General features: G+C 52.4%; 10 protein-coding genes and 1 pseudogene. 3 read left to right on the top strand and 8 right to left on the bottom strand.

Features of this window, described 5'->3' with window-relative positions; all coding sequences use genetic code 11:
- Positions 1–97: 97 nt before the first annotated feature.
- From ACZ889_RS16110 to ACZ889_RS16080, 7 genes and pseudogenes are all read right to left on the bottom strand, one after another.
- Positions 98–934 carry a hypothetical protein gene (locus ACZ889_RS16110; protein WP_476257558.1) on the bottom strand — a complete coding sequence of 279 codons (837 nt, stop codon included), beginning with the start codon at positions 932–934 and terminating at the stop codon, positions 98–100.
- A gap of 414 nt (positions 935–1,348) precedes the next feature.
- Positions 1,349–2,204 (bottom strand): IS5 family transposase gene (locus ACZ889_RS16105; protein ID WP_476257557.1). Its coding sequence is split into 2 segments (ribosomal slippage): positions 1,349–1,849 and positions 1,851–2,204, totalling 855 coding nucleotides; the frame shifts between segments, so codons are not numbered across the junction.
- Positions 2,205–2,337: 133 nt separating this feature from the next.
- Entirely contained in the window at positions 2,338–3,282 is a 945-nt protein-coding gene (locus ACZ889_RS16100) for a LysR substrate-binding domain-containing protein (protein ID WP_128573810.1), read from the bottom strand.
- 387 nt (positions 3,283–3,669) lie between these two features.
- On the bottom strand, positions 3,670–4,251 hold the full coding sequence (locus ACZ889_RS16095; protein WP_476257556.1) for a hypothetical protein: 582 nt from the start codon (positions 4,249–4,251) through the stop codon (positions 3,670–3,672).
- A 146-nt stretch (positions 4,252–4,397) separates the two neighbouring features.
- A complete protein-coding gene (locus tag ACZ889_RS16090) occupies positions 4,398–6,566 on the bottom strand; it encodes an nSTAND3 domain-containing NTPase (protein WP_476257555.1) in 2,169 nt (722 codons plus the stop codon).
- 618 nt (positions 6,567–7,184) lie between these two features.
- Complete coding sequence (locus ACZ889_RS16085; RefSeq protein WP_014861415.1) at positions 7,185–9,875, bottom strand: AAA family ATPase; 2,691 nt, start codon at positions 9,873–9,875, stop codon at positions 7,185–7,187.
- A 353-nt stretch (positions 9,876–10,228) separates the two neighbouring features.
- Positions 10,229–10,339: pseudogene (locus ACZ889_RS16080) on the bottom strand (porphobilinogen synthase); the annotation flags it as partial.
- A 293-nt stretch (positions 10,340–10,632) separates the two neighbouring features.
- Between ACZ889_RS16080 and ACZ889_RS16075 the strand changes: the two are divergent.
- Positions 10,633–11,640, top strand: a complete 1,008-nt coding sequence (locus ACZ889_RS16075) for a DUF4917 family protein (RefSeq protein ID WP_014861414.1) — start codon at positions 10,633–10,635, stop codon at positions 11,638–11,640.
- A 121-nt stretch (positions 11,641–11,761) separates the two neighbouring features.
- Here ACZ889_RS16075 and ACZ889_RS16070 read toward each other — a convergent pair whose 3' ends face one another.
- Positions 11,762–12,133: a histone-like nucleoid-structuring protein, MvaT/MvaU family gene (locus ACZ889_RS16070; RefSeq protein WP_014861413.1), complete on the bottom strand. Its 372-nt coding sequence runs from the start codon at positions 12,131–12,133 to the stop codon at positions 11,762–11,764.
- 1,381 nt (positions 12,134–13,514) lie between these two features.
- Here ACZ889_RS16070 and ACZ889_RS16065 point away from each other — a divergent pair.
- Complete coding sequence (locus ACZ889_RS16065; RefSeq protein WP_014861412.1) at positions 13,515–14,108, top strand: hypothetical protein; 594 nt, start codon at positions 13,515–13,517, stop codon at positions 14,106–14,108.
- A 475-nt stretch (positions 14,109–14,583) separates the two neighbouring features.
- The gene (locus ACZ889_RS16060) at positions 14,584–15,198 is read left to right on the top strand and encodes a DUF6338 family protein (protein WP_167551138.1); all 615 of its coding nucleotides are present in this window, start codon (positions 14,584–14,586) and stop codon (positions 15,196–15,198) included.
- Positions 15,199–15,784 lie beyond the last annotated feature (586 nt).

Here is a 15,784-nt window from a genome sequence, read left to right as displayed (position 1 = left end):
GGAAATTCGGTGTCTCATAATCCACCCTGGCTTTAAAGAGTTGATTGATATCGATGGTCCTAGTGCAGTAACTCAGGGGCTCGAAAGGTCGTGACTTCTAGTAGAATCTTTTCCCTCTAATAACGTCACCTAATAGCAACTTAGCTAGTCGTCCGTGCAATGGATAACCTAAACCCTCTATAAATCCATACTCCATATAAAAATCATTTATGCATCTTACTGCTTCAAAGAACTGATTCTCACTCAGCCTATTGAAATTTCTGCGCATGAAGTGAGTCCAGATTCTCTCCAGCACTTCAAGCAAACGATCGCCGAACGCATACTTAAGCTGCTCTTTGCTTTCAAATATTTCAACAAGAACACCGTTAACCACGAGCATTGCATTTAATTTCATTTTCGCGGTTTTTGGATTGATCTTAAGGATATAGATGCTTAGGTCGCGGTGGACCTTGGCACAAAAATCCGAACCATACTTCTGGTAAATGTCGAGCAAGTTAATGTGCTGGCCTGCCTGCCCTAGTGTGGGCAAGAACCAGCCATTATAAAAATTCAGGCGCTCAGTTGAAGGCTGTATATTTCGCCATTCATCGAAACCTAATGCGTTTACATGTTCGACTTTATGGCCTGCTAAACCCTTAATCTCACTAAGTCGTATGCATTGCGACCTGACCACGTCGACACTATCGTCTGTATAGTGAAGCATGAAGAATTCATACATTTCATGTTCATCGCCACGAACACCGGATGGCAGGCCATAGACATCCAGAAACACTGGATATGTCACGGATAATCGCCTGTCAATTTTCTGGCCGTATTCCGATCGTACTAAACGTTCTCCATTAATAATGCACTGAAGATCAGCTGGCATCTCTCTTTGGCAAAGCAGCGATAGAACTGAAGTATTTAGCATGAGTTTCAACGCCGTCGTTTTCATGTTGTGGCGTAGAAATAATTAGCCCACATCAACCTCCGCTGCAACTATTTTTTTTGGCGTGTAAAACTCTAGCTCAACCGATCCATCTGTTTGTCAAACATATTGACAGGCCAATAATAAGGCATTTAGTATCGCCCCCGGCCTGTTTGCTTAGAGATAAAAACTTAACACGTTGAGAAAACTGAAATTAGAGGTATTGTTACTATGTCAAAGTGATTTACATGACCTCGAAAAATCATGTAGCCCGTGAACAACCAAACATTTTTGTAAAGTTTCTCATCTAGCAAACCCGACGAACGGTTGCCCTGTTTTCGATCATCTAGAGGCGCATTGCGATTATCACGCTGGGGATATCTGACACATTTGCGGCTTGGTCGGCCTATAGGGCGAAATGCTCGATGGGCAGATCTGATCCTAGGCTCTGTACGAAAAGAGATGTCGCAAACACCGCATGGAACAAGCTAGGGAGACCATGGCGGCGTAGCTTTTCGCGAGCTTGTCGAAACGCGTCACGATCCGGCGGTTCGCTTTCAGCCAGCCAAACATGCGCTCGATGATGTTGCGCTGTCGGTACTTGGGCCGGTCAAACAGCCTGGGTAAGCCAGGCTTAGGTTTGCGCTTCATCGAGCGCAGCGGGATGACGGGCTGCATCCGATATTGATCGCAGTAGCGGCGTAGCGCGTCGGCGTCGTAGCCTTTATCAGCAAGCAGCCATTTGCAGCGTTTACGCGGGCGGCCACGTTGGCTCGATGGAATGCTGACTTCGTCCAGCAGTGGCTGGGCGTAACTAATGTCACTGGCTTGACCGCCAGAGAGTAGGAAGCGCAACGGTGTCCCGTTGGCGTCGCAGAGCATGTGGATTTTGGTGGTCAGGCCGCCGCGACTGCGGCCTAGAGCGTGATCGGCAGGCTGCTCAGGCTCCCTTTTTCCCGGCGCCTGATGAGGCTCGGGTTGCGCGTACAGCAGTTGAGTCGATCATCCAGGTCTGTAGATCAATCAAACCTTGCTCATTCAACCTCAGGTGCAAGCCTATGAGCATCTGATCAAACGTGCCTTGGTTTCGCCAAACCCGAAACCGTTGATACACCGTTGACCACGGGCCAAAGCGCTCCGGCATATCTCGCCACGCAGCACCTGAGCAGAGCACCCAGAGCACGCCATCGAGCATCAGGCGGTCGCTCCGGCGGGGCCGCCCCCGGCCATGGGTTTCGGTGAAGAGATCAGCAACCACAGCCCAAGCCTCATCCGAGAGTTCGTAACGCTTTGCCATCACAGGATTCCTTTCCGTAGATGGTTGGAAACCTTACAAAAAATCAGCTTCCGAGGGATGCCGATTGGGTTTCTCGGGATTTCGTACAGAGCCTAGGCCTCGTCATCTGACATGTCTGAATGCTTTCCGATCACTACGGTTTGGATATCTTGCCAGCTGCTTCACAGGCCTTCCGATCAGCTTCAGCATTAGCCCCAAGCTCTTCAGCAAGAAGATCAATGAGCCCGCGCACTGATGGAAGCAATCCCCTTTTAGATGGATAGACAGCATGGATGAGCCCGCTAGGAGGTCGGTATGCCGGGAGCACCTCCACGAGTAATCCGGCCACCAGATCGTGCCTCACCATAACCTCAGGCATCTGTACAATACCGACGCCCTGGACTGCGGCGCGGTGTAGGGCGTCTAGGTCAGCAGTGACAAAGCGTGGAGAGTGAGGAACTTCTACTCGATCCCCTGAGGGATCGATAAAAGCCCAGCGGTGGTCGCGGTTGGCTGGGGCTAGGTCCATGCTAGGCAATCCGATTAGATCACCCGGGGCTTCCAAATCAATGCCTTCGACCAGGGACGGTTTCGCCACAAGCTTTTGGTAGCTCTCTCCAAAGACTTTGAGGAAGAGGTTCTCGTCCTGGAGCGGCGGGAAGCGAACGCGTAGGGCGATGTCGAAGCCCTCCCCGACCACATCGACTCTTCGATTGGTGCTCTCTACTTGGATTTGCACCTTAGGGTGAGCAACCATGAATTTCGCCATAGCATCGCTCACGCCCATCGCACCCAACGCCGGCGGGCAGCTAACTCGTATCAGCCCGTGGGGTTCGGATCTAGACTCCTCGATCACCTTCTCCGCAGCATCGGCCTCAACCAGCATGGCCACACAGTGGCGATAGTAGTCTTGGCCAATTTCGGTGACGGTGAATTTCCGTGTTGAGCGCTGGATGAGACGCACTCCCAGCCGCTCTTCAAGGGCAAAAACCCGACGGCTCAGCTTGGATTTCGGAATGCCAATTTTCCTAGCGGCCGCGGCAAAACCTTTGTGCTCGACCACTTGGGCGAAGAAGTACAGCTCGTTGTAGTCAAACACAGGTGCGTTCCGGCAGCCGAAGGACAACAGGCATTATTGCAGGTAAACCATCAGTGGGCCTACCGGTAAGGGGGGCGCAAGTCAACAAGGTCGGCCATGAAATGGGCAGATAAATTTTGACACCGGTTAATTTTCATACCGCTGCACTGAGCTTTTCCACCATAGCTACCAGTGCTACCAGTGCCTCATAACCATTGCAGCTGTGGAGGCGCTTGAGGTAGTAGTGCAGCAGGTAAACCATGATGTCGGCCTTGGCTTCAGCTTTGGACTACTAGCCTCCATCGGGTCCCCATACTGATCTCATTGTCCCGAAGGACCGCTCTGTACCCTCCGAGATTTTCGCAATATACATCTAATGCCCTTATGGCTCCAATAGCGCAAGTCCAATTAATCAGCAAGCGTAAGCGGGTCCGACTGAAGAAGGGAGTTGGTTGGTTTTTTTAGAATGGTCATAGGAATAACGTCGTCACCTAAAAAATCACTCCACTCAAATATTCGCAATGAGCTTGATGTGCTGCAAAAAGAAAGAATATATTTGGCACCAACCAGCTCGCCAAACTTAACAAAGATTTGCTTTTCGATTCTAGAAAAACCCCTGCGATAATAATCTTCGCCTTCTATTCTCCTCACTATTTTTTTATCTCGCCCCTCCCACTCTCCGCGCTCATAAGGAAACAGTACGGCCAAACACTCCTTCTCCCTATCAAATTTCCGCTTTCCAGTTTCTTTAAGCAACTGACCGAATATTTTATTAATAGTATTCTGAGAGTCTTCTGAGTGATGCGACTTTGCCTCTATATATATTTTTTCAACTCCCATTCCCGGCCACTTGCCCGACCGCAAAGATAAGACCACGTCAGCATTTTGGCTGTTATCGCCGGCAAAATGTGAATTCCCCCGATCAATTAAATCTTGATCGATCAAAAAGCGTCCAAACCCATCGATTAACTCTTTTTCCGATATTTTCACTCAAGCATTTCCATTCAAACTCTAAAACCTTATTTATGGCTCAATTTCAGCTAACCCAGCGGGCGAAGCGAACTGCCTACATAATCAACCATCAATAAAAAGTCAATTCATAAAAATCCGAAATACACTTCTTTTTGGCTTTAGGCTTATTTGTCAATATCATCAAACACCGATCGTGCGGAAGCTAACAGATCGGTGGACGCAGCTTCCTCCTTTTTCTGGGACACGATGTGTGTCCAATCCGCTTCATCTTCTGAACCCTCATCGTACTCGCGCTTACGCTCCTCAAGTGCAACAATTGAACGCCTCACTTGATCGCGCGCATCCTCAATAAAATTCGTGTCATGCCCTTCGACACCCATCGCTTCTATGTGCTCAAGCACCCCGAGAAGCTTTTTGAAATGGCTTTCAGGCTCCTCATCCAAATCGGCGTCGGCGCAGATCTCATCGATCCGCTGCTCGAGCGATGGAAGTACCATCGTTCGCAGCGCGTAACCTAAACCGATAAGCTTTAGAGGCGCGATAACAGATAACACTTGTGGTTCCTCAAAGAAAGAGGCATCAAGCCTATCAAGCACCGCAGACTCCAACTTGTCGGCAACCTCCGACCGAAGATCTTCAGGCAATATATTGAGATGATAAGCGCGGGCGCAGGTAGAGATCAGGGGGTCGTTTTTGACGAGATCGGATTCCCAGCAAGATCGACGAAGTAGATCTGGAAATTGTTCCACGACCTTTATGAAAACCCCTTCGTTTGAGCGATATGACAGGAAGTGGAACAGCATCCAGTTACGGTGCAACTCATTGGGTGTTCGACCAAGTCGCGTCACAAGAGCATCATTGAGTTTTGTCGGAATCACAAGTGCATCTCGAATCAGCGGCGAACCTTCACACGTGCAACTGCTCAAAATGGTATCAATTGTCGCGCCTCGTATTAGCGCCGCCATCATATGAGGCTTCTGGCGTAATATTTCCGTTAGCGCGTCAGAGATCGTCGGGTGGGCGAAGGTCCACTTGGACCCGGAAAGCTTCAGAAACGAACCTTTCAACTCGGCGAAGCTGTCCTGAATCTTATTTAGCGTATGCCCAGTAAGATCCGCTACGGCCTGTGCAGCTGAGATATCATGATCGTGAGGGTCGAACCCTGCCTCATGTACGTAAACCAGGATCAGCGCGGCCTGCAACTGATCATCTAAGGCGTTGACTGTATCAATCAAGTGCTCTGTCGGCTCCTCCATGAATCGCACGAGTGAGGCTTCGCGAGGAGCTAAGCTTTTGGTGAAATTCGGATCGCCGAGACGTTCGGCGATCCCAGGAAGGAAAATACTAACGTTGGCGACAGCCATCAGATGAGGTTTGACGCTCGTTTTCCAGCTCTGAGACTGCTGACCAAAATTTACATGGTTATAGAGAATCTGTGCCTTTTCCTCAGACGACAACTCACCCACGTCCACCACGGCGCTGCCGTCCGCAAATTGTGGAAGGTTACGCTCTCCGAGCCGACGCCGCGCTGCTTCGTAAATATGCTTACGGGAGGTCAGTAGGAAGCGATTGCCGTGCTTGATTGCGGCCCGGAGCTTAGAAAAGGCCGAGGCCCAATCCTGGACGTAATCGCCCCGTACAACGTTAGATCCGAAGGCATCGTCAATCCAGAAAAAGCGACCTGGGTCATTGGGGTTCCAACCAGCCTCGAAGTCGCGCGGACTGGTTAGAGCAAGCACGGTGGTGTCCGGGTTCTCCGAAGCGATGGTGGAGACAATGGCGCCAATAGCCGATTTTCCGCTAGAGGGGTTGCCGAGCAACAATACTACACCATGCTCGGCGATGGCATGGACCGCTACGCGATGCGCCTTGGTAGGCACGTAAGTCCGTAGTTTCGGAATCCAGCTATCAAGTAACGCTCGGCTCTGCTCGCTGAGTCGCTCGTCCACAATCGAGGTGAGGTCACCTAAGCCATAGACTTGCGGCACAAGTGCGCGCAACCGCGCTTTGCTCCGGATAACGCGCACAATGTACTGGCGACCAAGAATGTGCGGCTTGCGAACACCAAGTATCCGGAGCCGAGTGCGCATAGCCGCCGCCACTGGAGCATCCACACTCATGTTAGTCATGAAAACATAGGTGTCCGCTTGGCCGGCTTTTACCAACTCTTCGACATGAGCAATCTCGGCGTTAAGATCACTATGCTTCAGTGCCTTTGTGGCATCAGACGTGTGTTTGCACTGGACCGTACCGACCGATGGGGCCCCATTTCCGGCAGGAATGAGGAAGACCGCATCCTGACCGCCATCTTGGGCTTCACGGAAGATTTCCACGGGTCGTCCAAGCACTACCTCACACACCTGCGAACATAGATCCTGGAAGGCGCGCCAGCCGATGGTATGGAGCGCCAAATCGCTCCATGGACCGTGCGCTCGATGCAGCTGGAATGTCTTAGTGTCTATGCGCGTGCGATCAGTAATCATGAATGTCGGCACTCTAAGCAGACGGACAAGTATCAGTGGTGGCCACTCTGACATGAAGCTGGACTAGCTAGTGTTTCATCTAAGCTTTCCTTGGTTGTGTACCAAGATTACTAATCTGGACCCTGAGCGCCCTAGAGTGGCTGAGCAGCCATTCGTTACCACAGCTTTCGAAGGCGACTCCTCAAGTAGCTCAATTGGCTACGGAATGATCCTCTACCAGGCGCGAGGTGCGAATCACTGTAGTTAGGCAGTCAGGAAGCTCTCAGTAAGCTACGAACGCGGAGCTGTTCCAGATACTGCATCAAGGCAATTTTGCGAGCTGCAAAATCTTTGCCTTGCCCTAGGAGCAAAACGTCCCGGGTTTCCATCAACGTGACTAGCTCAAGCTCAGATAGTGTAAGCTCGTATCGACTGCGCGCCAGTCAGGACCTCGTTCAAAAGCCTGGCCTCGTTCATGTGATGGTATGGTTAGGCGCCAAATAGTTTCTTACGCTGCTCGGTCCGCTCCCCTCTCGATCTCTGGAAGGCTGATCGTCGCTTGGTCGCTTCTCCTACTAGCTCCACAATCGAAGCAATGTCACCCAGCAATTCTTCCCGTGACGGTAACGCCAGTTGGCGCTCACCGGGAGTGTCATGCGCCTCAGTGGCTTCGCAGGCTTTTCCATAAATCGCCAAAACCTGATCCCATTCTGCTTCGGGGTGGCCTATGACAGCGCCGAATGCCTCCACGCTCACAACGTCGCTAAATGGCTGAACTGTATTGTTTAGGAAAACTTCTCGCGTGGCACGCTCGATTGTTCCTCTTAGGCTGGAGTACGCTGCCGAGACGTGCCGCTCAAGAGCATCGTTTGGATAGCTGTCATCCCAAGCACTCAAAGCTTTTGCTCGGTCTTTCAAATCCACCAGCCGAGCCTTGGTATCCATTGTGCTCCAGGTCAGGCCATCGCTCACTAGCCCCGGCGACTCGTCCCACTCAATAGTTTTGTAACTGGCTGAGCGATCAGCGCGCTGTAGCGCCATCGCAAGTTCTGTCAAAAACACGGCATCATGAGTGAACACCAAAATCTGACGCGTACAGGAAAGCGAGACTAAGCGCCGAGCAATGGCTCGGCGGTATCCGTGATCAAGAGAGGTAGAGGGATCGTCAAAAATAACGGTGGAGGCATGTGGAAGGGACTCAAGCTCAGCCAGAAACATCGCCATTCCCAGTGCTCTCTGCTCCCCTTCAGACAGGACTTTTGAAGCCTTCGTCGTTATATCCTTCAGGCGCAAAGTCACTTTAGTCACACCGAGGTCAGTCCGCCCACTAAGATCTGGCTGTACTCGACGCTTATAGCCTAATGCTTTTAATTCAGCATTCATGGATCCTGCCAGAGCCTCAGTCACATATTTCCCGGCCAAGATCGTCAATTTGCGGGACACTGGAGCAGGATTGAGGGCCGCATGACAGCGACTCAAGATGGCATGAGTCTGGCTTTCCTCAATGTATCGTTCTATGTTGCCGAGTTGATCGAGCAGTCGCTGCCTAGCTTCCAACTCCCCAAGTTCGTGGCTGAGGGCGTCACGTACGATGGGATCTGCGGATGCGCGTAAGGTAGCGGCGTCTTTACGCAGAGTGGCCGCCGTGCTTGCAAGCTCATGATCAACGTTCACCTCAGGAGGGAGCTGGTCAGACTCGATATCCCAGTCTCCCTCCTCCAGTACCTTGCTGAGCCAGGCGTGCCTGCTAGTCCACGCAGTTGTCGTGGCACTGAGCTTTTCGTGCAGATCCGGCAGCCGTTCCGACAGCTCGGACAGCGTCGGCGTGTCGATGATGTCCAGATTGACGGTTTTTACCTTCCGCAGCGCAGTAATCCGTGCGTCGGTCGCCTTTTGAGCATCTTCTGTGGCGCTATCTGAAATAAAATTCGCGAATCGACGCATGCGCTCCGCCGCATCAGGTGAGTAGGGTTGCTGACAAAGCACACAGCTTGAGCCTGGCTCAACGTGGGGGAATGCATGATTGGGATACACCTGCTGAATGGAGAATGCCTCCGCCGCGCGGTACAAGTTCTGCCAAAGCGGATCGCCAGTGCCTTGAAGCAACGCATCAGTATCCAGCCCGAATGAGGACTCCTCAGCAGAATACGATGTCCCTTGTCCGTGAAGACGTGCCTGTGCCAGCTGCATAGCGATGCGAGCAGCTTTTTCAGCAGTAATTAGTTCCTTGGCACGCCCAATCGCACGGTCGTTTACCCACGGCTGTGCAATTTCCGCCAGAGATTTTGCTTGGTCCAACCGAGCCGCTAAGCGCTCTAAAGCCATCGCCTGCGGAGCCGGATCTGTCTCCAACAAAGTCCGCTTCAGGAGCTGGAGCCGTTGAAGCTCTTCATCAGCCAGGGTCCCCAGGCGAGTCAACTCATTGCGGTCAGAGTTAGCGCCCAAGGTTTCGATATAGCGACCCACCTCGCTGTTGCCTTTTAGTGCTGCAAACTGACGAGCATCCAAAATCAAAAGATTGCGCTCATTCCCGATTCGGGTTTGCAAATCTCGCTGAAGCAGGACCAGTCGCGTCAGATGGGTTAGTCCGTATGGCTGGAATGCCGGTGTACCCTCAGCATCGATATAGTCGTTCGCACAAGCTGAGTCATATACAGAAACCGAACTCAAATGCGGGTGTCCTGGTTCGCCTTGGACCCATCGTGCGGTCTCCGGTACGCCTTCCACCAAGATCGAAAATTCAGCAGAGGGCCGTCGCGGCGGAGTCACGACTTCGAAAGCGTTAGGCAGAACATCGACTCGATGACGGGCTTTGCAAGCGTTTTTAAAGATTCTCGCGTAGCCAGATTTGCCTGCACCGTTGTTGCCGAACAGGACCGTCATACCCTCTGGAACGAGGTCAAAAGCTCGGCCGGAAGGAAATCCGTTTATCTGATCCAGACCAGAAACGCCTGCTAGTCGAACCGTTGCTCCACTACCGGCACCGGGGACGTCATCTGCGGAAAATGGTCTGACGGTTTTTGAAGCCGAATCCTCTTTTTCTTCACCGCGTACCATATCCAATAGATCGTCTATGTCCTGCTGGACAAGCTCAGGGTGAGAAAAAATGCGCCGCAGTGCCTCCTGCTGCCATGCCTTTTGTCCGCCAGCCCATACGATGATCTCGTCTAACAATGACATAGCAACCTCCTTGGAATATCGATCCGATTAAAGATCGCAGAGGCGGGAATGGCAAGCAGCCATCACTTGAAAATGTCCGAGAGCTGTTGGCGTACGCGTCCAAGCAGACGTCTGCGAAGGCGCAACGAACGGCTTTTTAGGTTGTGGCGAGACGTGTACCCTCAGCTGCCAGGGAGCCGATCAAAATCGGTGATATGGCCCCATCGTTCGAAACCGTCGCTGCAAAAAACCGGCGCCTTCATTAATTACTGCCTCTACGTTAATGATGCGTTCTTTCTGACTTCCAGGCGTTTATCAGCTTGGAGCTAGCTGCTGCGATGGCAGCCTCAATCGGCCGCCCGCTCCTTCAGAATCTAGCCGCGCTTCAACTGTGCGTCGGCTTTGACAGCGAAGTACGTCAGGATTCCGCTGCATCCAGCACGCTTAATGGCCATTAGCGCCTCAAGGATGACCTTATCTGGGTTAAGCCAGTCATGGGGCTCCTAGGCAGAACGGGCTAAAAAATCAAGAGTTGATGCAGCCTCGGCTTTGGCAGAACGACTGCGCTCGGCAGCAGCGCAGATCTGTTGGGACAATCACTTCCCCGCCGCCGTAACCGTTATCACTGATCCGGGCTGATTTTGTATAATGTTATATTGTGTTTCATAAGATCTATACATTTGCCCCCTAGTCAACGATAAGCTCACTCAAGCGAAGGTGATGACATCATGTCGATTTAACATTACGCTCCTCCGTCTCGCAAATGGAGGACGGCGGCATGCCAGAGATTGTGCAGTGGAGAGACATTCAGGATCGGTACACCGACAGCCTGCTACTCGGAAACGGGGCCAGCATGGCGGTACATCCCGAGTTTGGATATGGCTCGCTTTTCGAGAAAGCGCAGGAGCTGGAGCACATCACGCCGGCAGTGGCGGGTATTTTCGACCGTTTTGGCGTGAATGACTTCGAATTGGTTCTTCGTCGCCTCTGGCAGGCCAGTCTGGTCAACCAGGCTCTTGAAATTCCGCACGGAAGGGTTGAAGGAGCCTACAACGAAGTTCGAACCGCCCTGATCTCCACTGTGCGTGACACCCACGTCGACTATGATGACGCCCTGCCCCATCTGCGCCTGATCTATCCGTTCATGACCCACTTCGCCACGGTCGTTTCGCTAAATTATGACCTGATCGTTTACTGGGCCGCGATGCTTGGCAATCGGCAGCTGGGCATGCATTTCAAAGATGGATTCATTGGCGGCACCTTCACCGATGACTGGGACGCTTTACGCAGCCCCTACGGCAGAGCTACTGGCAGCACACTTTTTTTCTACCCCCACGGGAATCTCGTACTCACAAGAACCGACGACCGCCGCGAGAGCAAGCTAGGGGCGGCCGAGGGCGGACGGCTGCTCGATGCGATTCTTGCGCATTGGGAGATGGGAGCCGCCATTCCGCTCTTCGTGTGCGAAGGGACTGCCGACCACAAGAAAAAATCCATTGAAAGCTCGTCCTACCTGGAGCGCGTCTTCCGGGAGGTCATCCCCGCCATGGGTGAGTCAGTCACCATTTACGGCTGGAGCCTGTCGGATCAGGATCAGCACATCGTAGAGCAGATCACCAGAAATCCACCGCAGCGGGTCGCGATTTCTGTACGAGGCGGATCACAGGCTTTCGCTCAGCGCGCAGAAGAGATCATGCATCGTGCTGGGGTAGGCCAAGTCGATTTCTTCGACTCAGAAAGCCCGGGTTGCTGGAACAATCCTACCGAAGCACCGGAGGAGGATTGAGGGAGCGAAACGCAAGAAGATCTAACCTGCCCCGTTCAACCCACTAGTCATGGCACGAAAAGTTACGGGGCGAAAAAATGGGGGCGATACTGCCCTCGTTTAGCTAGCTGAGATGGTTATCTCATTTTGAAATCCAGGACTCGACCTCGTCAGCACCGTACTCCTGCTTCCACTCTTTCAAGAGTTTGTGGTTGCCGCCCTTCGTCTCAATCAACTCGCCATTGTGCGGGTTCTTATAGACCTTTACCGCACGAGCTTTGCGAGCAGGTTTAGCTGCCGACGCGGTAGCTAGTCCACGACGCGACACCGCCTGGGGATCCAAAATTTCAACGACGTGGCGAAGACTGAAACCGTAGCTCTCCAACAGCGAGCGGAGCTTCTTCTCGAACTCGATTTCCTTTTTCAAGTTCGCGTCGTTTTTCATCGTCTCGAGTTCAGCAAGCTGTGCCGCCAGCGTCTGCTCAAGTTTTCTGTATTCGGCTAAACGCGACATGAGGAATATCCCTTTAGTAGGTTAGTAGGTCGTCGGGTGGCATCTGAAATTGATGCGCAGCACTCATATTTAGAGCTGCCTTAGGAGGGTTAGTTCGCCCACCTGATCATGCGATGGTACACCTTAAATTGCACTAGAATTCTAATGTAGCAGGTCGACTGGATGCTAGCAGATAACGTAACAATAGATGATGAAATCTTTCTTTCCGTACGTTCTAGACCCTCGTTGACGCTATCGTTCCTGCTGCCACAATCTGAAGCCCGAAACGACGGACAAAAAATATGTGCGGAGTACAGCGGACCAGATAGATCGAAAGGAGATATTTGCTGAACAATCGGCTCATTACTAGGTAGCTTGGCATACCCAGATCAACACAGCTATTGAAAGGATTGGGATCGAGAACGCCAAAGGGAGTAGAAGGAGTCGAAGCTGAGGCGATGCCGCCAAAATACTTAAACAGAGCGCAAGGTGCTTTAACATTGGCCGGTACCCAATATGAAAATATGCATTGAGTTCCTGGCTGATTCACTGCTTCCTAGAGATCATTCTAGTGAAGGTGAAGATCTGCCCTGCCGCACCTTTGTAAGGCTTAGCGGGCTTACACCTTGGAATACCACGATGCTAATACCAAAATCCTTGGCATGCAAATGGGATCAGCTACACCCAACCAAGACTCGGCCTTGTCCTACCATAGTGGCAAGTCAATGAAAACGCATGCTGCAATCAACGGCGAAGGCACAAATTTCTCAACCCACGACATATGACAGCAGAAACTGATAGGCAATCAGTTCATAGGCTTGCGGCTGAAGCGATCACAAGGTCAATGATGCTCGCTTGCGGTATGCGCCAATTTGATGCTGGTGAGTTGCCAGCGATGGGACCAGCACGGACGACTGCCCCTCGGGTGGTTGTCTGCTTTGAGACATGAGCGCCCCCCGGCCGGCAGCCATCGACCCGATGCGGCCCGACCTACAAAGCGATCCTGTACGTGAGTTCTAGGTCGGCTTCATAGCCAATATTTTTCAGATTTCACGTAGTAGCAATCACTTTCGTTGGCGGCTAGTTGATACGAGACCCAAGCCCCCTTTTTGTAACGTATGTCCAACTACCCGCACCGGAAGGCGTCGGGCCCCCAACGGGGAGATTGCACACGTCCTTTTGATCCACTGTGTCGTCGGGGTCGACGATAGAGATGTCTGAGCACCTCTGGCGTCGGGGTTGACATCACTGATGGCGATGAGTAAAAATTTCTGCGCCTGGGGAGGCACCCTGCTGCGATGGGAAAAAACCCTCAAGTCTCTATCTTGATTTTTCGTATTTTCCGGCCACGCAAGCAGCATGCAAGTACCGATCTATTGGTATAGGCCAGTGGAGAAAAATCATGTCTGCTGCTATCGACTGCTATAACGATCTCAAGTACCTGTCCTATCAATTCAAAGACGATGGCATGACGCATTGCCAACGGCTCGATCACCTTTGCCGCACGCTCGGTTTCAACAACCGTCATCACTTCGAGCAGAAGATTGCCGAACTTCCTGATGACCAGATCGGCAAATACTCAACGAGGATTATGCGACAGGCTTGTGCAAGGGTCTTGCCCAAGCCTAACGTGGCCTACTATGAGTTCATCTCCCAACACGAACGCCGCATGCGCTTTTACAGCCTCTGGGCAGGTTGGGACAGGCGCGGACAGGAAGTTCGTGTTCCGAGGGGTTTGGATGGGGCTTACGCGGTTCCACGCCTACGTGACCAACTGAATGCGCCTGTGTATGTGATTGAAACCGATCGCCAGCTGGTTGCATGGCGCAGTAAGTGGCACGGCATGGCCTACGTGCCTGCGGCACTTGCACGGGATCATATGAAGCAAGCTTTTGTGCGCCGTGAGGCAGTGGTTGAAGGGCCCAGGAATGAAAATTATGGGCTGGAGGAAAATTTCAACGATAACTATGCGACCTGGTATCCGGTTGGCGAGTGATTAGGCGGATGGGGCTGCGATGCAGCCCCGTTTTGATCCCAGGCGCCAACAACAGAGTCGAGCTGATGGCATCAATCAGCCAAGCCTAACTAAAAACGGTCTGGAACTCACACCTTGCTCTCCGCAACAGGCCAGATCAAAGATAGCGTCCTGCTCCTAGATTATAGAGGATGATCCTATGCCTGCACTGCTTCTGTGAGGAGGCGCGGCTCACCGCTTCTCAAAACCCTCTCTCTAGATTGACTGACTTCCTCAGGACTTGAAGCGCTCGCTTGCTTCAGGGCCAAGTCATTCATCCCAGGGCTGCACCTTCCTGCTAACAGTCGCAAACAAAATGCTGACGAGCTACGCTTAGATTCCGCAGTCCGTGTACGCCCTATCCAGCGTGCACAGATGCCAGCCCCAAAATGGCTACCTAAGATCCAGACCCACCGTTATAGTGATGGCTAACAGGCATCACTCAGTGGGATAGGCAGTGGAAGACCTAGCAACGAAGATTCTCCCTCTGGTGCAGATGCTGATACCGGGCTTCATCACTACGATGATTTTTTACTGGCTGGCAGACGTAAAAAAGCCAGGTCAGTTCGAGCGGACGGTTCAGGCTCTGATTGGTACCGGGATCATCACCATCATCGTATCCGGCATCTCAAAAGCCCTTCTTTGGGTGGGTGAGCATTGGTTCGCGATAGGGTTATGGACTACCGACGCAGAGGCCACGTGGGGGATCGCGCTCGCGGTATGCCTGGGCCTAGGTTTGTCGTACGCATCCAATCATGACTATCTATACAGAATCGCAAGGAAGCTTGGATTTACATCGCGGGCCTCGTATCCAGAATGGGTATTTGCATTCCGCAGGGGGGCAGGGCAAACCGTGGTGCTGACGTTGCTTGATGGACGTCGGCTGTTCGGGTATCCACAGGTGTGGCCAACAGATCCGGCATCAGGCCATTTCTTGATTACACAGCCTTGCTGGATAAATGAAGAGGATCAGTGGGCCGAGATGCCAGGGATTGAAAGCTACTTGATCTCAAATTCCGACGTTTTGATGGTTGAGTTCCTTGAGCAGCAGGAGACATCGAATGACCAATAAGAGTGACCAAAGCAAAAAGCATGTGGTGGTGCGCGTCGCCAACGATGGAATGAATGTCAGTCCTCCGGCGCCGGTAAACGTGCGCCCCGCTACTCCTCCGCCCTCCCCACCTAAACCGTCCACCAAAGATAGGTAACTGATGTACGAAGAAAGAGGGATATCGCCCCAGCCCCGCCGCCCCTGCGGTAGCGATTCACAACGGCCTGCACCGGTTAGCCATCGGCCGCCGACGCCGCCCAAAGCTCCGCCGGCACCACCGCGCCGAAACGGATAGCCTCAGGGTGAAGAAATTAGCTTAGCCAAATAACCAGAGTTGTTCGCCAACCTCGCAACTTGAGGCAGGCCGCAGCCGACGACAGAATCAATCAAAGCAAGGAATTAGCATGTCCAATCCACCAAGAAGGCCACCTAACTCCGTCAACGGCGGAGTCAGCAAAGAAACAACAAGCCAGCGCCCTGCAACTCCGCCCAAGGCACCGCCTCCTGCACCTAAAAAGAAGTAGGGATGCTTCTAAGGCCGCGTTGGCACAAAGCTGAGCGATGCGCTTGAATCGAGCAGTTTTGCTCGATTCCGCAACACCGTCCT

The sequence above is a fragment of the Pseudomonas sp. TE3895 genome, from assembly GCF_056278855.1.
This window is presented reverse-complemented; position numbering and strand designations above follow the sequence as displayed.

What these genes read in the sequence shown, in the direction of transcription:
- ACZ889_RS16110 (WP_476257558.1), bottom strand. Translation starts at nt 934, where the DNA reads ATGAAAACGACGGCGTTGAAACTCATGCTAAATACTTCAGTTCTATCG.
- ACZ889_RS16075 (WP_014861414.1), top strand. Translation starts at nt 10,633, where the DNA reads ATGCCAGAGATTGTGCAGTGGAGAGACATTCAGGATCGGTACACCGAC.
- ACZ889_RS16085 (WP_014861415.1), bottom strand. Translation starts at nt 9,875, where the DNA reads ATGTCATTGTTAGACGAGATCATCGTATGGGCTGGCGGACAAAAGGCA.
- ACZ889_RS16070 (WP_014861413.1), bottom strand. Translation starts at nt 12,133, where the DNA reads ATGTCGCGTTTAGCCGAATACAGAAAACTTGAGCAGACGCTGGCGGCA.
- ACZ889_RS16065 (WP_014861412.1), top strand. Translation starts at nt 13,515, where the DNA reads ATGTCTGCTGCTATCGACTGCTATAACGATCTCAAGTACCTGTCCTAT.